We start from the raw sequence: 23,488 nt of genomic DNA on the forward strand, positions 1-23,488 counted from the left end.
CTGCGACATTGCCTGCGGGTGATCAATCACCGGTGGCCAGAGTTGAGGCAAGTCGTTCGAGCAGGCGGGCGAGCTGAGTTTGCTCGTCCCCGCTGAGCCCGGCGAGGAGTCGGCGCTGGTTGTCCAGGTGGACGGCGATGAGCTCGTCGGTCAGTTCGACGCCCTCGGTGGTGAGGGTGATGAGACGTCCGCGCGAATCGGTCTCGGCGACGGACCTGCTGACCAGGCCACGGGCTTCGAGTCGGTCGACCCGCTTGGTGATCGCGCCGGTGGTGACCAGGACGGTGCGGCTGAGCTCGCCCGCGGACAGGGCGAAGGGCGCCCCGGAACGTCGAAGCGCCGCAAGTACGTCGAAGTCGCCGCTTCCCAGATCCGCGGCGGCGAAGGGCGGGCGCAGTCGTTGGTCCAGCGCGTCGGTGAGCCGGAAGAGCCGGCCGGTGACGAGCATCGGCGTCGCGTCGAGATCGGGCCTCTCGCGTTTCCACTGTTCGACGATGGCGGCGATGGAGTCGGGCTGCATGGCTTCCACTATATCTTCCGCGGATGATAATTTATCTTCCATGGAAGATACTATTGCTCCTCAAGCCGCCTCGGCGGGTGTCTGCGCGGCCGGCGAAGCCCTCCACGGCAACGCGGTCCTGCGCGACCTCTACACCGCGCCCGGCAGCCGCGTCCACGTGGAGCGCAACAAGGACTACGACGCAGTCATCAGCGAGTCCCTCGACGAGCCGGGGCTGCGCGCGTCCCTGGCCAAGGCCGCTCACACCGACGCATTCGACGCGACCCTGCGCGCCGGCCACAAGGCCGGGCAGGAAGCGGTCGGCGAAGAGGCCGGGACACCCGTCGTCACCGTGGATGGCGCAGGTTTCTTCGGCCCCGTCCTCACCTCCATACCCAAAGGCGAGGAGGCGATCCGGCTGTTCCAGGCCACTCGTACCCTGGCCGGGACGGGAGCGTTCGCCGAGCTGAAGCGGGGACTCGGTGCGCTCGACGTCCGCTGAACCCGGCGTTCGCACCCGCCGCCGCCTCATCGCCGCGAGCCTGGTCAGCTCGATCGGCGACGGCATCTACGTGCCGCTGACGATGCTGTTCGTCCACTCGCTCACCGGCCTGTCCCTGACGTCGATCGGCGCGGGACTCACGGTCGCCGGGCTCTGCGCGTTGGTGTTCATGCCGGCCGCAGGCATCCTCATCGACCGGTTCGGCGGCCGACGGGTGCTCATCGGCGTGCTCGCGCTGCGCGCGATCGGGTTCGCCGCCTACCCGTTCGCCGACTCCTACCCCGCATTCCTGGCGATCGCCCTGGTGGTCGCGGTCGGTATGTGGGCCTCATCGCCAAGCCAGCACGCGCTCATCGGTGAGATCGCCGAAGGCGCCGAGCGGGACCGTCTCCTGGCGTGGGACCGCAGCCTGCGCAACGCCGGGATGGGATGCGGCAGCCTGGCGGCAGCGGGCATGCTGATGCTGAACGGCAGCGCCGGCTTCATCGCCGCCGCTGAAGTCCTGGCCGCGGTCTTCGCTGTTGCCGCGGTACTGGTGGCCCGGATCCCGAACGTCCGCGGCGACGTCAAGCGGCCGGAGAGAACACGGGACGGTTACCGGCAGGTGCTCGCCGACCGGCCGTACCTGCTCATCACGGCGGCCAATTTCCTGATCGCCTTCGGCTACACCACCCAGGCCATGGCCCTGCCGGTCTTCCTCACCCGCGATGTCGGCATGCCCGATGCCCTGGCCGGGGCCGTCTTCGCGGTCAACACCGCTCTGGTCGCCGCGCTCGGCGTCCCCGCCGCCCGCCTGGCCTTGCGCGGCAGACGTCCACGTGCGGCCGCGCTCGGTGCGGCGATCTTCGCCCTGTCCTTCGCCGCCTTCGCCGTCATTCCCCGGTTCGTCAGCGGCCCGGACGCCACCGTCGCCGTCCTGGCGGTCGCGGTGCTCTACACCGCCGGCGAACTCGTCCACTCCGCACCCTCGCAGGGCCTGTCGGTCCAGGCTGCCCCCGATCACCTGCGGGGACGGTACCTGTCCGTCTACCAGCTGTCCTGGTCGGTCTGCCGCACCATCGCGCCCATGCTGCTGGGATTCCTGCTCGATGCCGGGCCATGGCAACTGTGGACGGTTCTCGCTCTGTTGGTCCTGACCGGCGCGGCGATCCTCCTGTGCGCCGAGCGGTCGCTGCCGGCACACGCGGTCAGCACCAGCCAAGCCCCTACCGCCACTGCTCCCCAGGAGGTCATGACCTGATGAGCGAGAACCCGCACGACATGCTCCGGACTTTTGCGTGTCGTGGGCGGGGTGTTGACTGTCCGAAAGTCAGCCGGTGACGGTCGGTCCGGTGGCAGGGCGTCAATGCCCGTGCAGCACGGAGAAGTTCGGCTCGCGTGCTCTGATCCGGCGGGATTTTATGCCCCTGCGCTCGCTTGATCATGAACTACGGCGGGAGTGTTCACCAGAGTGACATCAGGGGCCAACCGGATCTTGGAGGAGTCTACGAAGAGCCGGTCTCGGCCAGCGGCTGCTTTCATGTCTTCCGTCCCTGGCTGACTTCATTCGGTTGGCTGTGTACTCCTTGACAGAAGTTGCACCGGGGGATTGCGCTTGCTGTGTCCGTACGGCCACCACGTTCAAGGGTGTTCGTGCGGTGCCGGGTTGCCGGCCAGGGCTCTGATCCTCCCCACGTTTCGCTGAACGAGGGAGGAAGCCTTGACCGGGACGTTATTCGGATCGATCGAGACGTCGTCCGGTCGGCTTGTCGAGACGGTCTGGCCCGAGTCGGGTATGAGCACTATCGCCGAACTCGACGATCGCAACCCCGTGTTGGCCGATCGGCGCGATGCGCTCGATCAACGCCGTCGAGCAGAGCTCGACCATGCCCACCGGGCAGGTGCCGGATTCCCCCGCTCCGATCGCCGAGCCGCCGGAACGGCTCGAACAGCACCCCCTGCCGCCGCGCCGGAGCACATCGCCGGCCTCCAGCCGTGATGCTCTCCCGCGCGTGTCGCCCACCGAGCTGATCCCAAGGCGGCACCCGCAGAACCCCCATGTGTTGTCCCGGGCGCTGTGTCCCACGGCAGAGCGTCCGGTCAATCCCCACCCGTCTCCGACAAGGAGTGATCGTGACCGCGTACACCCAAGAAGCAAGCGTCCAGAACCTCGAGCGCGTCTGGCTGGACGAGGCGATCAGACTGGCGACCAACAGCGTGGCGAACGGGGGCGGTCCGTTCGGCGCGCTGGTCGCCAAGGGCGGCGACGTCGTGGCGATCGGGAACAACCAGGTCACCGCGAACCTGGACCCGACGGCGCACGCCGAGGTGAGCGCGATGCGGGCCGCCTGCAAGCAGCTGGACACCTTCTCGCTCGAGGGCTGCGTCCTGGTCACCTCGTGTGAGCCGTGTCCGATGTGCCTTTCCTCGGCGCTGTGGGCGCGAGTCGACCGGATCGTCTTCGCCGCCGATCGGCACGATGCCGCGGTGGCCGGCTTCGACGACCGCAGGTTCTACGACCTCTTCGAGAAGCAGCCCGCGTCGAAGTGGCCGATGGCGGTCGAGCAGCTGGACCTGCCGAACCGTACGGCGCCGTTCGACGCGTGGCTGGCCAAGACCGACCGTATCGACTACTGAGAACCGGTTCACTGCGCCTGTCGTCGAGTGAACCGAAGCACGCCAGATCACTGTGGATCCCGGAACCGTCCGGCACCGCACCACTAGGTGAACATCCACGAACACGACTGAATACCCCGCACGTTGGGCGTCGGAATGACCGACCGCGCCATCCGGCGCCCAGCGAACACCGGTGGCCGCAGCCGCTCCCGCCCCGGCCCCCTGATGTTCTGATGTCTGTCACCCGAGCCCCGAAGCCTCCCATTCCGTCGCCTGTTGACGGCTGTGACTTCACACAAGGTGTCAGTGGTCGATGACGACCGAAGTGGTGACCAGGCCCTTCGCGACGAGCCAGCGGCCGCTCATCGACGTCAGCGGCCGTCCGTGGACCTCGGGCCCTGTCTGATGGAGCGTCGCGTGGAAGCTCCGGGCGGCCCGGTCGAACTCCAAGGTCGCCTCGACGAAATCGAGCCGGCGGCGCGCCAAGGGGAACCACGCCTTGTAGACGGACTCCTTCGCGCTGAAGAGCAGGCGGTCCCAGTGCACTTCGGGAGCCGACGCCTTCAGGGCCGCGAGGTGCGACTGCTCCTCGGGGCGGGCCACCGCCTCCAGAATGCCGTCCGGCAGGGGAAGATGGGGCTCGGCGTCGATGCCGAAGGAGACGAGGTCCTCGGCGCGGGCCAGTGCCGCCGCGCGGTAGCCGGGGCAGTGCGTCAGTGTTCCGACGACGCCCGCGGGCCATACGGGTTCGCCCTTTTCGCCGGTCGGGATCGCGACGGGCTCGTAGCCCAGATCCCGTAACGCCACCCGGGCGCAGTGCCGGGTCGTGGTGTATTCGCGGCGCCGGCTCTCGACGGCCCTGGCGACCATCCCCTCCTCGCCCGGGTAGAGCACGGCCTCCGGCGGGTCACCGAACGCCTCGGCGAACGACGCGGCCCGCGGAAGGATCGCTTCGATCACGAGGGCCGCCGTAAGGGCGACAGGGGTGCGGCCATCGACAGTCCTCTTCCTCTCACCTGCCGGGCAGGGCTACGGCCGGGCGCGACGGTCCCGCGCGCAGACAACGGTTCGAGCCACTCAACCTCGGATAGGTATGTTGTGTGTTCACACCAGCATCACTGCCACCATCATCACCGTGAAGTTCCCTTTTCCCGCACGCCAGTTGGGATTCGGCCGGATCCTGTCGCCTTCGATGCGCAGTTTCCGTCGGTCGCTCGGCACGCTTTCGCCGGGCCGGAGCCCCCGCTCACAACGTGTTTGGCCAGGTCGCGACGACAGTGTTGACTGTGTGGTACACGAAATATCGAGCTCTGGGAACTGGAGTGTGTGGGCCATGCAGTTCAACCTCATAGGTCCGTTCGAAATCATCACTGACGACGGCAGAGCGCACATGCCCAACGCTCCCAAAATCTGCCAAATGCTTGCGGTTCTCGCTTTACAGCCGCGTGCGCTGGTACCGGCCGATCTGTTGATCCAGGAGCTGTGGGGGGAGGGGCCTCCGCCGCGCAGCGCGCGCAAGACGCTGCAGACGCACGTCTACCACGCGCGCAAGATGCTGGAGGACGAGAAGGTCACCTCTCCGGGGCGGGATCTGCTGGTGACCAAGGCGCCCGGCTACGAGTTCCGGGTGAACGACGACGAGGTCGACGTCAGGAGGTTCGAGCGGCTGGTCCGGCAGGCCCGCCGGGAGGTCGAGGCCGGACAGCTGGAGAGCGCGGCCCGCCAGTTGAGGCGTGCCCTCACCCTGTGGCGCGGCCCCGTGCTGAGCGGCGTACCGGTCGGCACGGTGCTCGCCGGCCGCATCGGGCGGCTGGAGGAGCTGCGGATCAGCGCGCTGGAGCTGCGCATCGAGGTCGAGAGCTGGCTCGGCAGGCTGCGTGAGCTGCTGCCCGATCTGCGGTGCCTCGTGGAGGAGTTCCCCCTCCACGAGCGGTTCCACGGGCAGCTCATCCTGGCGCTTTACCACGCGGGACGCCGAAGCGAGGCCCTGCAGGCGTACAGCACGCTCTACCAGATCCTCAAGCGGGAACTGGGCCTCGAACCCTCGGAGGACCTGCAGCGCCTCCAGTCCGAGATCCTCAACCCCAACGGGTGTGACGAACCCCTCAGGCTCGTGGACTACCCCTACGTTTCGCCCGCCCACCCCGCCGCCTGCGCCAACTGAACCGTCCGCACGCCCGCCCCCCGGGCCTGCCCGGGATGCCCTGTGGTCGTCCGATGGTGGGCGAGTGGTGGACGGGTGGTGGTGCGGGTGTTGCCGGGCAGCCCGCAGCATGGAGCGTGGTGGCGGCCCGGGCCGGCCGCACGGCGTGACGTCGAACGGGGAGTGGCATGGGCAGCGAGTGGTTCCGCAGGTTCGGTCCGGCGGGTGGGGAGCGCGGGGCGGGGCGGGGAGGTGTGCGGCTGTTCTGCTTCCCGCACGCGGGTGGCGCGGCCAGCACCTTCATACCCCTGTCCAGGGAGCTGTCGGGGAGCGTCGACGTACTGGCCGCGCAGTACCCGGGCCGGCAGGACCGCCGGCGCGAGGAGCCCGTGGCGGACATCGGCCGGCTGGCCGACGCCCTCGCCGACGCGGTGCTCGGGCAGGCCGAGGAGGAGCCGTACGCCTTCTTCGGGCACAGCATGGGCGCGGTGCTCGCCTACGAGACCGCCCGCCGCATCGCGGGGCGCCGGGCGGACGGACCCGTACGGCTGTTCCTCTCCGGCAGGGGCGCGCCGGGTGCGGCGCCCAACCCGCGCGACCGGATGCGGACGGACGCCGACATCATCACCGCCGTACGCGGCCTCGGCGGAACCGCACCCAAGGCCCTCGAGGACCCCGAGCTGCGGGCCATGGTCATGCCCGCCCTGCGCGCCGACTACCGGGCGATCGGAGCGTACGCGTGGGAGCCGGGCGAGCCGCTCGACATACCGTTCACCGTGCTGATCGGCGACAGCGATCCGGTGGTCGGCGTGGGAGAGGCCGACGCCTGGCGGGACTTCACCACCGCCCCCACTCGGAGGAAGGTCTTCGTCGGCGGGCACTTCTACCTCGACGGGCAGATCGGCGACGTCGCGAGGACCGTCACCGAGGCCCTGGGGGTGCGGATTCCCGCGCGGACCTGAGGGCGGTTCGGACGGGTCTCCTCCCCCCGGGGTCCGTCCCCTCTCGAAGGTCCGGATCCGCGACCCCTTGACGTCGAGAGCCCGATGCCCGATGGCCACTCGTTGGCCGGACTACCGTCGGTAAGCGGTCGCGGCGCAGCGGCCGAAAGGGCCTCTCTGAGGCAACGTCGCAGGTGGCCGCACCTTTCGTACCTGGGGTTTGTTCGTGCTTGGACCGCCTCCGTGCACCATGGTGACTGGATCTTGGCCGATAGGGCAGGTGGCGCGCGCCGGCGCGCACCGCCTGCCGCTCGGGAGTCCGTTCATTTGCTCGTGTATCGAGTTGGGGGATTTGATGCAGTTTCGGATGCTGGGTCCAATGGAAGTCTTAGACCAGGGGAAAGCGGTCGGACTGGGGGGTACGAAGCAGCGGGCCACACTCGGCTTCCTGTTGCTTCAGGCGAACAAGGTGGTGGCCACGAGCCAGCTGATGAACGCGCTGTGGGGGGTCGACGACGCCCCCACGACGGCGCGCAAGATTTTACAGAACGCGGTCTACGGCCTGCGCGGCTCTCTGTTCTTAGGGCAGGCGGAGCGTGATCCGGGGGCCGCGGCACTGCTGACCCAACCGCCGGGCTACATGATGCGGGTGGACCCTGACCAGGTCGACCTGTACTTGTTCCAGAAGTGGGTGAGCCAGGGCCGCGAGCAACTGGCGGGCGGGGCTCCGGAGTCCGCCTCCTCGCTGTTGAGCGACGCGCTCGCACTGTGGCGCGGGCCCGCCCTCGCCGACCTGGTGGAGGCGGGGATCCAGTGGCCCGAGCTGGCCGCGGTCGAGAACACCCGGCTCGAGGTGATGGAGGACTACTTCGACGCGCAGCTGGCCTGCGGCCGTCACCACTCGGTCCTGGTGGAGCTGGAGACGATGGTGCAGGCCGAGCCGCTCCGAGAGCGCTCTTGCGGCCAGCTGATGCTCGCCCTGTACCGGTACGGGCGGCAGGCGGACGCGCTCAACGTCTACAGCAGGGTCAGGTCCGTCCTGGTCGAGAGCCTGGGCCTGGAACCGGGCCACGCCCTGCAGCAGTTGCAACAGGCGATCCTCATCCAGGACCCCGCCCTCACCCTGGCCGAGTCGGGGACGCGCGGCCCGATCGTCGTGGCGGCCGAGGCCCCGCCGGCCGCGCAGGAGAGGCGTTCCTTCGGCGGACCGGTCGGCTCCTCGCAGGGCGGCGGCTCCACGGTGCCCGAGCAGCGCACCGGCTCCGCCGTGCCCGAGCAGCGTGCCGCCTCCGAACGCCGCAGGGTCAGCGTGGTCTCCGTACGCACCCGGCTCGCCCCCTCGCTCGTCGGCGGTGCGGCCCAGGACCTCGACGCCCTGCTGGAGGGCGCGGGCCAGCTGGTCAGGGAGCAGGTCGAGCGGTTCGGCGGCACGGTGATGGCCACGATCGGCTCCGTCTCCCTCGCCCTGTTCGGGCTCGACGAGCCCGGTGACGACGACGCCCGACGGGCCGTCCTCGCGGCGCTCGCCATCCGCGACGTCCTCGACGTCTCCGCGGGCTCCGGCCCCGAGGCGGCCCAGTTGACCGTGCAGTGCGCGGTGACCAACGGCGAGGTGCTGCTGCGCCGCAGGGGACCGGAGGACGCCCCGACCGTGGTCGGCACGGTGCTCGACGAATCCCAGGCGCTGCTGTCCGAAGTGCCCGCCGGTGCGGTCCGGGTCAGTGACGCCGTCCGCAGGGCGAGCGAGGACGCCGTGCTCTACTGGCTCTCCGACCCCGCGTCCGCCGGCTGGCAGGCGCTGGGCGGGCGGGACGAGGAGCACACCGAGGCCGGCGGCACCGAGGCGTACGAACTCGACATCCTGCGCGGGCTGGTGAAGCGCGGCCAGCACCGGGGCGTGCCCCACCTGGTGACGGTCCTCGGCGAGGCGGGGACGGGCAAGAGCAGGCTGCTGCGGGACTTCGAGCGCTGGGTCACCGTACGGGCCGGCGGATCCCGGGTCCTCACCGCGCGCGTCCCGACGCCCGCGGAGGGCGTCTGCTTCCTGGTGGCCCCGGCCCAGATCCTGGAGGCCTACTGCGGCATCAGGGCCGGCGACGACGAGGCGACGGCGCAGGCCGCCCTCACCCGCGCGGTGCGCTCGTTGTTCCAGAGCGAACGGACCTCGGAGCTGTTGATCTCCCGGCTCCGCCCGTTGGTGGCCAAGGGCGACACCGGCCTCGACATCCACTACGGGGAGATGTGCCCGACCGAGGTGCTCGACGCCTGGGGGCAGCTCCTCCAGGAGGCCGCGCGGCAGGAGCCCCTCGTGCTGTGCATCGACGATCTGCACCGCGCCGACGACGTGGTCCTCGACGCCGTCGAGGAACTCGCGGAGACCGCCGGATCCGGGCCGCTGCTGGTGGTCGCCGGAGCCGGCCCCGAGCTGCTGCTGCGCCGCCCGAGCTGGTCCGGCGGCAAGAGCCACGCCACCACGGTCACCCTGGGCCGGCCGGAGCGGGTCAGCAACGAGCAGCTCGTGGAGCTCCTGCTCTCGGCCACGCGCAGCGAGGGCACGGAAAGCTTCACCGGATGACCGATGGCGCGGGAATGCCGTGTGCCCGGTCCGCACGGAGGAGCCGGCCACTCACCTGCGGGTAATTTCCAGTCCACCCTCGACGGGTTGCCACTACGGGGCGGGTGTACCGCGCCCTCGTGATCGCCCACCGGAATTCCGGGATCGGAATGCCGGCACGACCCACTGCCCGGTCCGCGCCCCGCGCGGGCCGGGCAGTGTGCTGCTCCGGGGCGGTGTGCGCCGGGTCTTTTCCAGTTACTGACCCATGGCTGGGCATTGGGGAATGGGTTCCCGGGTGCCGCGTAGGGTCGGATTTCTGGGATTGCGTCACATTCCCCTCAGGAAAGAGCGCGCGCGGAAACGTGATAGATGCGCGCGATGCGACGGTGAATGGGGCTTGTGCCATGGGGAACCCGGTTACGAAAGGGCAGCGGAAATTCATGATGAGTGAGCACGCTCCGGCGGCCGACAGCCGTACCGAACAGTATGAGCCGATCGCCGTCGTCGGGCTGGCCTGCCGGCTTCCCGGAGCGGAGAGCCCATCGGCCTTCTGGGAGCTGCTCAGCGGCGGTACGAGTGCCATCACCGACGTGCCGGAGGACCGCTGGGGCGCCGATGCCCCGGCCGCCATCGCGCGCGGCGGATTCCTCGACGCCGTGGGCGACTTCGACGCGTCCTTCTTCGCGGTCTCGCCCCGCGAAGCGGCCACCATGGACCCCCAGCAGCGCCTCATCCTCGAACTCGCCTGGGAGGCGCTCGAGGACGCGGGCATCGTCCCGGCGTCCCTGCGGTCCACCCCCACCTCGGTGTTCGTGGGCACGCTGCGGGACGACTACACCAACCTGCTCTACCAGCAGGGCGCCGAAGCCGTCACCCAGCACACGATGACCGGCGTGAACCGGGGCGTCATCGCCAACCGCGTCTCGTACCACCTGGGCCTGCGCGGCCCCAGCATGACCGTCGACGCCGCCCAGTCCTCCTCGCTCGTGGCCGTGCACCTGGCCTGCGAGAGCCTGCGCAACGGGGAGTCCACCGCCGCGATCGCCGCCGGTGTGAACCTCAACCTCCTCGCCGAGAACACCGTGACCGAGGAGCGGTTCGGCGCGCTCTCCCCCGACGGGGTCACCTACACCTTCGACGCCCGCGCCAACGGCTTCGTACCCGGCGAGGGCAGCGGTGTCGTCATCCTCAAGCCGCTGCGGCGGGCCGTCGCCGACGGGGACCGCGTCTACGGCGTCATCCGCGGCAGCGCGGTGAACAACGACGGTGCCACGGACGGGCTCACCGTGCCCAGCGCCCAGGCGCAGGAGCAGGTCCTGCGGACCGCCTACGAGCGGGCCGGGATCGACGCCGGCGCGGTCCAGTACGTGGAACTGCACGGTACGGGGACACCCGTCGGCGACCCCATCGAGGCCGCCGCCCTCGGAGCCGCGCTCGGCGCCGGGCGTCCGGCGGGCGAGCCGCTGCGCGTCGGGTCGGTCAAGACCAACATCGGTCACCTGGAGGGCGCGGCGGGCATCGCCGGCCTCATCAAGACCCTCCTCAGCATCCACCACCGGCAGTTGCCCGCCACGCTCAACTTCGAGACGCCGAACCCGGCCATCCCGTTCACGGAGCTCGGGCTCGCCGTGCAGCGCGAGCTGACCGAGTGGCCCCGCCCGGACCGCCCGCTGGTCGCGGGCGTCAGCTCCTTCGGCATGGGCGGCACCAACTGCCATGTCGTGCTCGCCGAGGCGCCGGTGCCGGCCGAGGCCGCTCCCGCGGAGGAAGCGGCCCCCGCCCCCGCCGTGCTCCCGTGGGTGCTCTCCGGAGCGGGCGAGGCGGCGCTGCGGGGGCAGGCCCAGCGCCTGCACGCCCGCCTCGCCGAAGGCACCCCGCCGTCCGCGGTGGACGTCGGCTGGTCCCTGGCCGCGCACCGGACCGCCTTCCGGCACCGGGCCGTCGTACTGGCACCGGACCTCTCGGGGCTGCTCGACGGGGTCGACGCGCTCGCCTCGGGCCGTGCCGCTTCCGGCGTGGTGACGGGCGCCGTGGCGAAGCCCGGCCGCACCGCCTTCCTGTTCACCGGTCAGGGCGCCCAACGCCTGGGCATGGGACAGGAGCTGTACGAGGCGTTCCCCGTCTACGCGGCCGCTTTCGACGCGGTGGCGGCGGCCCTCGACCCGTATCTGGACCGGCCGCTCGCCCAGACCATCGCCACCGGCGACGGCCTTGACGACACCGTGCGCACCCAGCCGGCGCTGTTCGCCGTGGAAGTGGCCCTCTTCCGGCTGCTCGAATCCTTCGGGGTGCGTCCCGACGTCCTGGCCGGGCACTCCATCGGCGAGCTGGCCGCCGCCCACGTCGCCGGGGTCATCGACCTGTCGGACGCGGCGTCCCTGGTGGCGGCCCGGGGCCGCCTCATGCAGTCGGCCCGCGCCGACGGAGCCATGATCGCGGTACAGGCCGGGGAGGACGAGGTCGCCGCACTGCTCGCCGGCCGGGAGCGGCAGGTGACCATAGCCGCCCTCAACTCGCCGCACTCCACGGTGATCTCGGGCGACGCGGACGCGGCCGAAGAGGTGGCGGAGCAGCTGCGGCAGCAGGGCCGGAAGACCAAGCGGCTCACCGTCAGCCACGCCTTCCACTCGCCGCACATGGACGAGGTGCTCGAAGAGTTCCGCCAGGTGGCGGCCGGGCTCACCTACCACCCGGCGAGCATCCCGGTCCTCTCCGACGTGACGGGCACCCTCGCCACGGACGAGCAGCTGACCTCCCCCGACTACTGGGCGCGCCACATCCGCGAGGCGGTCCGCTTCACCGACAGCGTGCGTCACCTGGAGGCCCAGGGCGTCACCACCTTCCTCGAAGTCGGCCCCGACGGGGTGCTGTCCGCGCTGGTCGGGGACACGCTGGCGGACCCCGACGCGGCGGCGGCCGTACCCGCGCTGCGGCGCGGGCGGCCCGAAACGCAGTCGCTGCTCAACGCCCTGGCGACGGCGTTCACCCGGGGCACCGAGGTGGACTGGGCCGCGCTCTACGCGGGCCTCGGCGCCCGGCGCGTCGACCTGCCCACCTACGCCTTCCAGCGCAGGCGCCACTGGCTCGAAGGCACGGCGCGCACCACGGCCGGCACGGCTGCCGCGCGGCCGTACGCCCCGGACTCGGCCGCCGCCGAAGCCCCGTACGCCATGGACGAGCCCTCCTCCGCGTCACCGCGCGGTGAGCTGGGCGCGCGCCTCGCGGGCCTGTCCGACGCGGCCCGCAAGCAGGCCGTGGCGGAGCTGGTCGACGAGCACATCGCCGCGGTCCTCGAATACCAGCGGGGCGATCGCGTCGACCCGCACACGACCTTCCAGGAGCTGGGCTTCAGCTCCCTGATGACCACCGAGCTCCGCTCCGCCCTCGCCCGGGCGACCGGGCTGAGCCTGTCGGTCGGGCTGCTCTTCGACCATCCGACCCCGCGGGCCCTCACCGAGTTCGTGGAGGCCGCGCTGCTCGGCGACGACGGCGCGGGGTTCGACGCCGGCGCCACCACGACCCAGGACGGCGAGCCGATCGCCATCATCGGCATGGCCTGCCGCTACCCGGGAGGCGTCTCGTCCCCCGAGGACCTGTGGCGCCTGGTGACCGAGGGAACCGACGCAGTCTCCGCCTTCCCGGACAACCGCGGCTGGGGCGAGGACCTGTACGACCCCGACCCCGACCGGCAGGGTACGAGCTCGGTGCGGCACGGCGGATTCCTGCACGAGGCCGGCGAGTTCGACGCCGCCTTCTTCGGGATCTCGCCCCGCGAGGCCCTCGCCATGGACCCCCAGCAGCGGCTGCTCCTCGAAACGTCCTGGGAGGCCATCGAGCGTGCCGACGTGCTCCCCGAGACGCTGCGCGGCAGCCGTACCGGAGTCTTCGTCGGGGCCACCAGCCTGGAGTACGGGCCCCGGATGCAGGACGCGCCGCCGAGCGTGCAGGGCAACGTGCTCACCGGCTCCACCGCCAGCGTGATGTCGGGGCGCATCGCCTACCAGCTCGGCCTCATCGGGCCCGCCGTGACGGCGGACACCGCCTGCTCCTCCTCCCTCGTCGCCCTGCACCTGGCCATCCGCTCCCTGCGGTCCGGCGAGACGAACCTGGCCCTCGCGGGCGGCGCGGCCGTGATGTCCTCGCCCGGCATGTTCGTCGAGTTCTCCCGCCAGCGGGGGCTCTCCCCGGACGGGCGCTGCAAGTCGTTCGCGGCCGGCGCCGACGGCACCGGCTGGGGCGAGGGCGTCGGCATGCTGCTCGTGGAGCGCCTCTCGGACGCCCGCCGCAACGGGCACGAGGTGCTCGCGGTCATCCGCGGCTCCGCTATCAACCAGGACGGCGCGAGCAACGGCCTCACCGCGCCGAGCGGCCTCGCGCAGCAGCGCGTCATCCGCCAGGCCCTCGCCGACTCCCGGCTGACCGCTGCGGACGTCGACGCGGTGGAGGCGCACGGCACCGGCACCAAGCTCGGCGACCCCATCGAGGCCGAGGCGATCATCGCCACCTACGGCAGCGGCCGCGAGGGCGCGGAGCCGGTGTACCTGGGCTCGCTCAAGTCCAACATCGGGCACGCGCAGGCCGCAGCGGGCGTGGGCGGCGTCATCAAGATGGTGCAGGCGATGCGCCACGGCGTCCTGCCCAGGACGCTGCACGTCGACGCGCCGTCCCCGCACGTGGACTGGTCCGCGGGCGCCGTGGAGCTGCTCACCGAGTCCCGGGACTGGCCCGCGGACGCGGGGCTGCGGCGCTCCGCGGTCTCGTCGTTCGGCATCAGCGGCACCAATGCCCATGTGGTGCTGGAGTACGACCCCGCCACGGCCGAGGTCGCGCCCGCGGCCGAGGCACCGGAGGCCGAGGCCTGCGTGCCCGCGCCCTGGCTGCTGTCGGGCCGGGACGAGAAGGCCCTGCGCGCCCAGGCGGCACGGCTGCGTGCCCACCTCGCCGAGGCCGGCACCGAAGGCGGCGCCGCCGCCTCCGTGGCGTCCGTGGGCCTCTCGCTCGCCACCCACCGCACCGGCTTCGAGGAGCGGGCCGCGATCTTCGGCGGCAGCATGGCCGACCGCCTCGCCGCGCTGGACGCGCTGGCCGGGAGCGCCCCGTACGGTGAGATCCCCGACGCGGTCGCCGGGAGCGCCGCCACCGCGGGCCGCACCGCCTTCCTCTTCACCGGACAGGGTGCCCAGCGCCTGGGCATGGGCCGCGAGCTGTACGCCTCCTCGCCCGTGTTCGCCGCCGCGCTCGACGCCGTGTTCGCCGCGTTCGACGGCACGCTGGAACGCCCGCTGCGCGACGTGATGTTCGCCCAGCCGGACGGCCCCCACGCCGAGCTGCTCCACCTGACCAGGTACGCCCAGCCCGCCCTCTTCGCCGTCGAGGTCGCGCTGTTCCGGCTGCTCGCCCACCACGGCACGACCCCCGACCTGCTCGCCGGGCACTCGATCGGCGAGCTGGCCGCGGCACACGTCGCGGGCGTGCTCTCGCTCGAGGACGCGGCGACGCTGGTCGCCGCCCGCGCCCGGCTGATGCAGGCCGCCCGCCCCGGCGGCGCCATGATCGCCGTACAGGGCGAGGAGGACGAGGTCCGCCGGTCGCTGGCGGGCCACGAGGCAGCCGTGAGCATCGCCGCGGTCAACGGCCCGCGCGCAGTGGTCATTTCGGGCGACGAGTCCGTGGCGGAGGAGATCGCCGCCGGCTGGCGCGCCCAGGGGCGCAAGACCAGCAGGCTCAAGGTGAGCCACGCCTTCCACTCGCCGCACATGGACGGCATCCTCGACGAGTTCCGCGAGGTCGCGGCCTCCCTGCGGTTCAACCCGCCGGCCATTCCCCTCGTCTCCACGGTGACCGGCGAGCTCGCCACCGTCGGCGAACTGACCTCCCCCGACTACTGGAGCGGACAGATCCGCGCCACCGTCCGCTTCCTGGACGCCGTCCGGGAGCTGGAACGCCAGGGCGCCACCCTCTTCGTCGAGGTCGGCCCCGACGCCGTCCTCACCGCCCTCGCGCAGAGCGCCGTCGAGGACGTCACCGCCGTGGCGCTGATGCGCGCGGGCCGCCCCGAGCCCGACACGTTCGCCCGGGGCATCGCCCGCGCCCACACGGCGGGCGCCCCCCTGGACGGGGCGAGCTTCTTCCCCGGCGCCACCCCCGTCCCCGTACCGACCTACGCCTTCCAGCGGGAGCACTACTGGCTGGCCCCGCAGCCGGCAACGGACGTGCGGAGCCTGGGCCTCGACACCGCCGACCACCCGCTGCTCGCCACCGCGGTCGAGCTCGCGGAGCGCGAGGACACGGTCCTCACCAGCCGCATCTCGCTGCGCAGCCACCCGTGGCTGGCCGACCACACCATCGCGGGCACCGTGCTGCTGCCCGCCACCGCGTTCCTCGAACTGGCCCTCGCCGCGGGCAGCCACCTCGGTGTCCCGTACGTCGAGGACCTCACCCTCGAGGCGCCGCTCACCCTCCCGGCGGACGCGGCGGTGCGCATCCAGGTGGCCGTCGGCGCACCCGACGGCACCGGCGCCCGGGCGTTCACCATCCACGCCGGCCCGGACCTCGCCGACGACCGGGCGCGCCGATGGACCCGGCACACCTCGGGCACCCTCAGCGCGTCGGCGCCCGCCGCGGCGGACGCCGGTGAGCCGGCCGTGTGGCCGCCCGCCGGCGCCGAGCCGGAGCCGGTCGAGGACGCGTACGACCGCCTGTCCGCCCTCGGCTACGCCTACGGCCCCGCCTTCCAGGGGCTCACGCGGGCCTGGCGCGACGGCGACGAGCTCTACGCCGAGCTGCGGCTGCCCGCGGCGGCCGGCGAGGACGGCGCCCGCTTCGGCCTGCACCCCGCACTGCTCGACGCGGCCCTGCACCCGCTGGTCCTCGCCGCGGCCGCCCCGGGCGAGCAGGACAGCATCCGGCTGCCGTTCGCCTGGTCCGGCATCACCCTGCACGCCTCCGGAGCCACCGAGCTCCGGGTCCGGATCAGCCCGCGGGGCACGGACACCGTCGGCATCACCCTGACCGACGGGACCGGTGCGCCCGTCGCCGACGTGGAATCGCTGACCCTGCGCCCGGTCGCCAAGGAGAAGCTGGCCACGGCGGGCCACGGCGCCGCGCCCGACGCGCTGTACGCACTCCGGTGGCCGGTCGTCGCCGCGCCGCGGCAGGACTCCGCCCCCACCCTCGCGGAGGCCGGGGACAGCCTGACCGGTGTGGACGCAGCCGATGTGATCATCGTCCGCGAGTACGGCACGCACACCGCCACCTCGGCCGACGGACGGTACGCGGCGACCCTGCGCGTGCTGCGCCTGGTCCAGGAGTTCCTCTCCGACGGGCGGTTCGCCGACTCCCGGATGGCCGTGGTCACCTCGGGCGCGGTCGCCGCCCTGCCCGCCGAGGACGTCACCGACCTCGACGCCGCCCCGGTGTGGGGACTGATCCGCTCGGTGCAGTCCGAGCACCCGGACCGCCTCGTCCTCATCGACCTCGACGCCGACGCCGTGGCCGATCCGCTGGGCGCCGACGACCTGCTGACCGCGGCCGTCGCCACCGGGGAGCACCAGCTGGCCGTGCGGGCCGGAGAGCTGAGGGCGCCCCTGCTCGCCGCCGCGGACTCCGGCCGCGCGGACGGCGACCCGGTCGGGCTCGCCCCCGCCGGCTTCGACCCCGAGGGCACCGTCCTCGTCACCGGAGGCACCGGCGGACTGGGCGCGCTCTTCGCCCGCCACCTGGTGGCCGCACACGGCGTCAAGCACCTGCTGCTGACCAGCCGCAGGGGCCCCGACGCCCCCGGTGCACGCGAACTGGCCGCCGAACTCGCCGAGTCGGGCGCCGAGGTGCGCATCGAGGCGGTCGACGTCTCCGACCGGGAGGCCGTCGCCGCGCTCCTGGGCTCCGTCTCCGACGCCCACCCGCTGACCGCGGTCCTCCACACCGCCGGTGTCCTGGACGACGCGACCGTCCTGTCGCTGACCCCCGAGCGCCTGCACGCCGTGCTCCGTCCGAAGGCGGACGCGGCCCGGCACCTCCACGAGCTGACCGGTGGGCTCGACCTGCGGGCCTTCGTCCTGTTCTCCTCGGTCTCCGGCCTCATGGGCACCGCGGGCCAGGCGAACTACGCGGCCGCCAACACCTACCTGGACGCGCTGGCCCAGCACCGCCGCGCCCAGGGCCTCCCGGCGACCTCGCTGGCCTGGGGGCTGTGGGACGTGGCCGGCGGCATGGGCGGCACGCTCACCGCAGCCGAGACCGCCCGCTGGGAGCGGGCCGGGATGCCGCCGCTCGCCGCCGAACAGGGCCTCGCCCTCTTCGACCGGGCGCTCACCACGGACGCCGCGCTGCTGGTGCCCGTACCGCTCAAGCTGTCCAGGACCGGGCTCGACGAGCCGCACCCGCTCCTGAAGGGCCTCGCCCCCGCCCGGGTCCGCCGCGCCGCACAGACGGCGCGGGACGGCGGCCAGGGCTCCGCCTGGGCACGGCAGATCACCGCGCTCCCCGAGGACAAGCGCAAGGAGGCGGCGCTCGACCTCGTCCGCGCCAAGGCCGCCGCCGTCCTCGGCTACGCCGGCGCCGCTGCCGTCGCCCCCGACCGGGCGTTCAACGACATCGGGTTCGACTCGATGAGCAGCGTCGAGCTGCGCAACCAGCTGACCCAGGCCACCGGCCTGAAGCTGCCCGCCACCCTCGTCTTCGACCACCCGGCGCCCGCCGCGCTCGCCGCCTTCCTGCTGACCCGGGTCGTCACGGAGAAGGCCCCCGCGGCCGCCGTGTCCCGGCGCAAGGTGCGGGCGGACGAGCCGATGGCGATCGTCGGGATGGCGTGCCGCTATCCGGGCGGGGTGTCCTCACCGGAGGACCTGTGGCGGCTCGTCGCGAACGGCGTGGACGCCGTGAGCGAATTCCCGTCGAACCGCGGCTGGGACCTGGAGGCGCTGTACGACCCGGACCCGGAGAACGCGGGCACCAGCTACACGCGGCACGGCGGGTTCCTGCACGACGCCGACCTGTTCGACCCGGAGTTCTTCGGAATGTCGCCGCGCGAGGCGACCGCCGCGGACCCGCAGCAGCGGCTCCTCCTGGAGACCGCCTGGGAGACCTTCGAGAGCGCGGGCATCGACCCCGCCTCGGTGCGCGGCAGCGCCACGGGCGTCTACGTGGGCGCCATGTACGACGACTACGCGGCCCGCTCGATCGCCTCGGCGGGCGAGTACGAGGGCTTCCTGCTCGCGGGCAACCTCTCCAGCGTCATCTCCGGCCGCGTCGCCTACACCTACGGCCTGGAGGGTCCGGCCGTCACGGTCGACACCGCCTGCTCCTCGTCGCTCGTCGCCCTGCACCTGGCGGCCAACGCCCTGCGCTCGGGCGACTGCGACCTGGCGCTGGTGGGCGGTGTGACCGTGATGTCGCAGCCGACGACGTTCGTGGAGTTCTCGCGCCAGCGGGGCCTGTCGGCCGACGGCCGGTGCAAGGCGTTCTCCGCTTCGGCGGACGGCACCGGCTGGTCGGAGGGCGTGGGCCTGCTGCTGGTCGAGCGGCTGTCGGACGCCCGGCGCAACGGTCACCAGGTCCTCGCGGTGGTGCGGGGCACGGCGATCAACCAGGACGGCGCCAGCAACGGTCTGACGGCGCCGAACGGCCCCTCGCAGGAGCGGGTGATCCGTCAGGCCCTGGCGAACGCCGGGCTCAGCGCGGCGGACGTGGACGCGGTGGAGGCGCACGGCACCGGCACGACGCTGGGCGACCCGATCGAGGCGCAGGCGCTGCTGAACACGTACGGGCAGGAGCGCCGCGACGGACAGCCGCTGTGGCTCGGCTCGTTGAAGTCGAACATCGGGCACTCCCAGGCGGCGGCCGGTGTCGGCGGCATCATCAAGATGGTCCGGGCGATGGAGCACGGTGTGCTGCCGCGCACGCTGCACGCCGAGGAGCCCTCGGGGCACGTCGACTGGGAGCCGGGCGCGATCTCGCTGCTGACCGAGGCGCGGGAGTGGCCCGCCGTGGACCGTCCGCGTCGCGCCGGCATCTCGTCCTTCGGCATCAGCGGCACCAACGCCCACGTCGTCATCGAGCAGGCACCGGCCGCGCCGGCTCCCGCGCGCACCGCCCCCGAGGGGGGCACGGTGCCGTGGATCGTGTCGGCCCGCAGCGAGGACGCGCTGCGCGACCAGGCCGCCCGGCTGCACGCCTACGTGACCGAGCACCCGGACCTCACACCGGCCGGCATCGGCTACTCGCTCGCGGCCGGACGCGCCCTCATGGAGCACAGCGCGGCCGTCGTCGCCGCCGGCCGGACCGCGCTCCTGGAGGGGCTGCGGGTCCTGGCCGACGGCGGGTCCGCGCCCGCCGTCGTACGCGGACGCGGCGACAGGCCCGGCAAGACGGCCTTCCTCTTCACCGGACAGGGCAGCCAGCGCCTCGGCATGGGGCGCGAGCTGTACGCGTCCTCGCCGGTCTTCGCCCGGGCCCTGGACGAGGTGTGCACCCACCTCGACACCGCCCTGACCCGCCCGCTCAAGGACGTGCTCTTCGCCGCGGAGGGATCCGCCGAGGCCGCGCTCCTCGACCGGACGGTCTTCACGCAGGCGGCGCTGTTCGCGGTCGAGGTGGCGCTGTTCCGCTGGTTCGAGCACCACGGCCTGACACCCGACTTCCTCCTGGGCCACTCCATCGGCGAGGTCAGTGCCGCGCACGTCGCCGGTGTGCTGGACCTGCCCGATGCCGCGGCGCTGGTGGCGGCGCGGGGCCGGCTGATGGAGGCAGCTCCCGCCGGGGGCGCCATGGCGGCCGTGGAGGCGAGCGAGGACGAGGTACGGCAGGTCCTGGACGCCCGTGGCGAGGACGCCGGCGTCGTGGCCATCGCCGGGGTCAACGGGCCCCGGGCCGTGGTGATCTCCGGGGACGCCCCGGCCGTCGAGGAACTGGCGGCCTTCTGGAAGGAGCAGGGCGTCCGGACCAAGAGGCTCACGGTCAGCCACGCCTTCCACTCGCCGCACATGGAGGGCGTGCTGGACGAATTCCGGGACGTGGCCGGGAAGTTCACTTTCCGTGCGCCGCGCATCCCGATCGTCTCCAACGTGACGGGCACGCTCGCCACGGACGAGGAGCTCACCTCGCCCGAGTACTGGGCCCGGCACATCCGGCAGGCGGTCCGCTTCCACGACGGCGTGCGCCATCTGGAGGAGCAGGGCGTCACCCGGTTCGTCGAGCTGGGTCCGGACGGCGTACTGACCGCCCTGGTCGAGAACTCGCTCACCGGTGAGGCAGGAGTGCTCACCCCGGCCCTGCGCCGGGGCAGGCCGGAGGACGAGACCGTCATGGCGGCGCTCGCCCTGATGCGGATGCAGGGCGCCGCACCCGACTGGGCGGCGGCCTTCCCCGGCGCCGTCGCGGTGCCGCTGCCCGTCTACGCCTTCCAGCACCAGCGCTACTGGCTCGACGCCCCCGCCGCGGACGCCGACGCCGCGGGCCTCGGCCTGATGGCGGTGGAACACCCGTTCATCGGAGCCTCCGTGAGCATGGCGGGCCGGGACGAGTACGTCTTCACCGGGCGCCTGTCCCTGCGGACGCACCCGTGGCTCGCGGACCACGCCGTGGCCGGGACGGTCCTCCTTCCCGCCACCGGGCTCCTGGAGCTCGCCGCCCTGGCGGGCGAGCGGGCGGGCAGCGAGCGGATCGAGGATCTGACGCTCGCCGCGCCGCTGGTCCTGCCCGAGCACGGCAGCGTCCAGGTGCAGGTGGCCATCGGCGCCGCCGACGACGGCGGAGCCCGCACGATCGAGATCCACTCGCGGGCCGGCGAGGACGAGGAACAGGGGTGGCTGCTCAACGCCCACGGAACCCTGGCACCCGCCGAGCCGGACGCTGCGGGCGAGAGCCTGGTGGTGTGGCCGCCCACGGGCGCCGTCGAGGTCGATCTGGAGGGCGCCTACGGGCGGCTCGCGGATCAGGGGTACGCGTACGGTGCGGCCTTCCAGGGGCTGCGTCGGGTGTGGCGCGGCGCCGGCGAGGACGAGGTCTTCGCCGAGGTCGCCCTGCCGGACGGGCCGCGGGACGATGCCGGACGGTTCCTGCTGCACCCGGCCCTGCTGGACGCGGCGCTGCACACGCTCCTTCCGGGAGTGACCGGAGCGACCGGGCAGGCCCGCCTTCCCTTCTCCTGGACCGGCGCGCAGGTGCACGCGGTCGGGGCGTCGGTACTGCGGGTGCGCCTGGCCCTGTCGGACCCGCGGGCGGAGACGCTGGAGGCCGCGCTGCTGGTGGCCGACGGCGCGGGTGTGCCCGTGGCCTCGGTGGATTCCCTGGTGCTGCGTCCGCTGTCGAAGGACGCGGTACGGGCCGCGGCCGGTGCGGGCCGTGACGGACTGTTCCCGGTGGTCTGGTCGGAGGTGCCGTGGCCGGACGGGCCGGCGGACACCTCGCGCTGGGCCGCGCTGGGTGCGCCGCCGGTGGAGTCGGTGGCCTCGTACGCGGATCTGGAAGAGGCGGCGAAGGCCGGTGCGGACACCGTCCTGTGGTCGCTGACACCCGCCGGCCGCGAACACGGCGGCGACGGCGCCGGCGTCGCCGAGGCGGCCCGGGCCGCCCTCGGACGGGTGCTGGAGCGGGTGCAGGCCTTCCTTGCCGATGAGCGGCTGTCCGCCGCGCGGCTCGTGGTCGTGACGCGGGGAGCGGTGGGCGCGGTCGAGGGCGAGGACGTGCCGGACCTGGAGCACGCGGGCGTCTGGGGCCTGCTGCGCGTCGCGCAGACCGAGAACCCGGGCCGCATCGTCGTGGTCGACGTCGACGAGGAGGGCTACGGCAGGCTGCCCGCGGCACTGGCCGGTGGTGAGTCCCAACTGGCCGTGCGCGGAGGCAGGGTGCTCACACCCCGCCTGACGCGCGGCGGCGCGGCGGACAGCCCGCAGCTGCCGCGGTGGGACGAGGGCACGGTCCTGATCACGGGCGCGACGGGAACGCTGGGGCAGGTCCTGGCCCGGCACTTGGCCGCGGAGCGCGGTGCGCGGCGCCTGCTGCTGCTGAGCCGTCGGGGCGAGGCCGCCCCGGGCGCCGGCGAGCTGCGCGCCGAGCTGGAGGGTCTGGGCGCCGAGGTGGCGTTCGCGGCGTGCGACGCGGCGGACCGGGAGGCCCTCGCGAAGGTGCTCGCCGGGGTTCCGGCACAGTTCCCGGTCTCCGCGGTGGTGCACACCGCGGGCGTGCTGGACGACACCGTGGTCGGCGAGTTGACGGCGGACCGGCTGGACGCCGTCGTACGGCCGAAGATCGACGCGGCGTGGAACCTGCACGAGCTGACGCGGGAACTGCCCCTGACGGCGTTCGTCCTGTACTCGTCGGTCGCCGGCCTGATCGGTAACGCGGGCCAGGCGAACTACGCGGCGGGCAACACGTTCCTGGACGCGCTGGCGCAGCACCGGCAGGCCCTGGGGCTTCCCGGGACCTCGCTGGCCTGGGGGCTGTGGTCGCAGGCCAGCACGATCAGCGGGCAGCTGAACGACACGGACCTGCGCCGGCTCGCCCGCCTCGGCCTGCGGCCGCTGCCGTCCGACGAGGCCCTGGGCCTCTTCGACGCGGCGTTCACGACCGGCCGGCCCATCCTGGCCGCGACGTACCTCGACGCCAAGGTGCTGCGCCGGCAGGGCGAGGAGGTCCTGCCGATCCTGCGCGACCTCGCACCCGCCACCGCACGGCGCAAGACGGCGGGTGCGGGATCCGGTCGGGGCGCCGGCCTGGTGGAGCAGTTGGCCCTGATGGACCGGGCCGGGCGGGAGGAAGCGCTGACCGGGCTGGTCCGGGGACAGGTCGCCGCCGTGCTCGGGCACGCCGATCATGGCGCCGTCGACGCGGACAGGTCCTTCCAGGACCTGGGCTTCGACTCGCTGACCGCGGTCGAGCTGCGCAACCAGCTCAACCAGGCCATCGGCCTGCGCCTGCCGGCCACCCTCGTCTTCGACTACCCGAACCCCGCCACCCTCGCCCAGTACCTCTCGGAACGGATCCAGGAGGAGCAGGGGACGGCAGCGGCCGATCCGGTCCTGGCCGGCCTGGACCGGATGAAGTCGGCGATCCAGTCGGTGACTTCGGACGAATCGGCACGGGCGCAGGTCGCGGCCAGGCTGCGGGAGCTGCTCCAGCTCGCGGAGGGCCGCGACAAGAACGGCGCCGACGGGCCCGACGGCGACGCGGACCTCGACTCCGCCAGCGACGAGGAACTCTTCGCGCTGCTCGATGACCTCGATTGATTCACCATCGAATGAGGAGAAACCAT

9 protein-coding genes are annotated in these 23,488 nt (G+C 72.8%); 7 read left to right on the plus strand and 2 right to left on the minus strand.

The genetic code is table 11. The annotated features are described in order from the left end of the window. Window positions 1–22: 22 nt before the first annotated feature. Window positions 23–520 carry a MarR family winged helix-turn-helix transcriptional regulator gene (locus tag ACFWBN_RS09955; protein ID WP_385173372.1) on the minus strand — a complete coding sequence of 166 codons (498 nt, stop codon included), beginning with the start codon at window positions 518–520 and terminating at the stop codon, window positions 23–25. Window positions 521–560: 40 nt separating this feature from the next. Between ACFWBN_RS09955 and ACFWBN_RS09960 the strand changes: the two genes are divergently transcribed. The 3 genes from ACFWBN_RS09960 (at window position 561) to ACFWBN_RS09970 (ending at window position 3,617) form a co-directional block, all read left to right on the plus strand. After that, window positions 561–1,001, plus strand: coding sequence for a hypothetical protein (locus tag ACFWBN_RS09960; protein WP_385173375.1), 441 nt, complete (start codon window positions 561–563; stop codon window positions 999–1,001). Continuing rightward, a complete protein-coding gene (locus ACFWBN_RS09965) occupies window positions 982–2,241 on the plus strand; it encodes an MFS transporter (protein ID WP_385173377.1) in 1,260 nt (419 codons plus the stop codon). Before ACFWBN_RS09960 ends, ACFWBN_RS09965 begins: the two co-directional genes overlap by 20 nt. Window positions 2,242–3,113: 872 nt before the next feature. Next, a complete protein-coding gene (locus ACFWBN_RS09970) occupies window positions 3,114–3,617 on the plus strand; it encodes a nucleoside deaminase (RefSeq protein ID WP_385173380.1) in 504 nt (167 codons plus the stop codon). Between the two features lie 282 nt (window positions 3,618–3,899). On the opposite strand, the gene ACFWBN_RS09975 is transcribed toward ACFWBN_RS09970, so the two are convergent. Continuing rightward, entirely contained in the window at window positions 3,900–4,556 is a 657-nt protein-coding gene (locus ACFWBN_RS09975) for a 4'-phosphopantetheinyl transferase (protein WP_385173383.1), read from the minus strand. 430 nt (window positions 4,557–4,986) lie between these two features. Between ACFWBN_RS09975 and ACFWBN_RS09980 the strand changes: the two genes are divergently transcribed. The 4 genes from ACFWBN_RS09980 (at window position 4,987) to ACFWBN_RS09995 (ending at window position 23,462) form a co-directional block, all read left to right on the plus strand. Further along, complete coding sequence (locus ACFWBN_RS09980) at window positions 4,987–5,760, plus strand: BTAD domain-containing putative transcriptional regulator (RefSeq protein ID WP_385173386.1); 774 nt, start codon at window positions 4,987–4,989, stop codon at window positions 5,758–5,760. 167 nt (window positions 5,761–5,927) lie between these two features. Next, the gene (locus ACFWBN_RS09985; protein ID WP_385173389.1) at window positions 5,928–6,701 is read left to right on the plus strand and encodes a thioesterase II family protein; all 774 of its coding nucleotides are present in this window, start codon (window positions 5,928–5,930) and stop codon (window positions 6,699–6,701) included. Window positions 6,702–7,059: 358 nt separating this feature from the next. Next, on the plus strand, window positions 7,060–9,255 hold the full coding sequence (locus ACFWBN_RS09990) for a BTAD domain-containing putative transcriptional regulator (protein ID WP_385173392.1): 2,196 nt from the start codon (window positions 7,060–7,062) through the stop codon (window positions 9,253–9,255). 425 nt (window positions 9,256–9,680) lie between these two features. Continuing rightward, window positions 9,681–23,462 carry a type I polyketide synthase gene (locus ACFWBN_RS09995; RefSeq protein ID WP_385173395.1) on the plus strand — a complete coding sequence of 4,594 codons (13,782 nt, stop codon included), beginning with the start codon at window positions 9,681–9,683 and terminating at the stop codon, window positions 23,460–23,462. The last annotated feature ends 26 nt before the right edge of the window (window positions 23,463–23,488 follow it).

The organism is Streptomyces sp. NPDC059989 (assembly GCF_042736975.1).
In the GTDB taxonomy this organism is placed as follows: Bacteria; Actinomycetota; Actinomycetes; order Streptomycetales; family Streptomycetaceae; genus Streptomyces.

Coding starts and splice junctions, on each gene's coding strand:
- ACFWBN_RS09990 (WP_385173392.1), top strand. CDS start 7,060: ATGGAAGTCTTAGACCAGGGGAAAGCGGTCGGACTGGGGGGTACGAAG.
- ACFWBN_RS09960 (WP_385173375.1), top strand. CDS start 561: ATGGAAGATACTATTGCTCCTCAAGCCGCCTCGGCGGGTGTCTGCGCG.
- ACFWBN_RS09955 (WP_385173372.1), bottom strand. CDS start 520: ATGCAGCCCGACTCCATCGCCGCCATCGTCGAACAGTGGAAACGCGAG.
- ACFWBN_RS09985 (WP_385173389.1), top strand. CDS start 5,928: ATGGGCAGCGAGTGGTTCCGCAGGTTCGGTCCGGCGGGTGGGGAGCGC.
- ACFWBN_RS09995 (WP_385173395.1), top strand. CDS start 9,681: ATGAGTGAGCACGCTCCGGCGGCCGACAGCCGTACCGAACAGTATGAG.
- ACFWBN_RS09980 (WP_385173386.1), top strand. CDS start 4,987: ATGCCCAACGCTCCCAAAATCTGCCAAATGCTTGCGGTTCTCGCTTTA.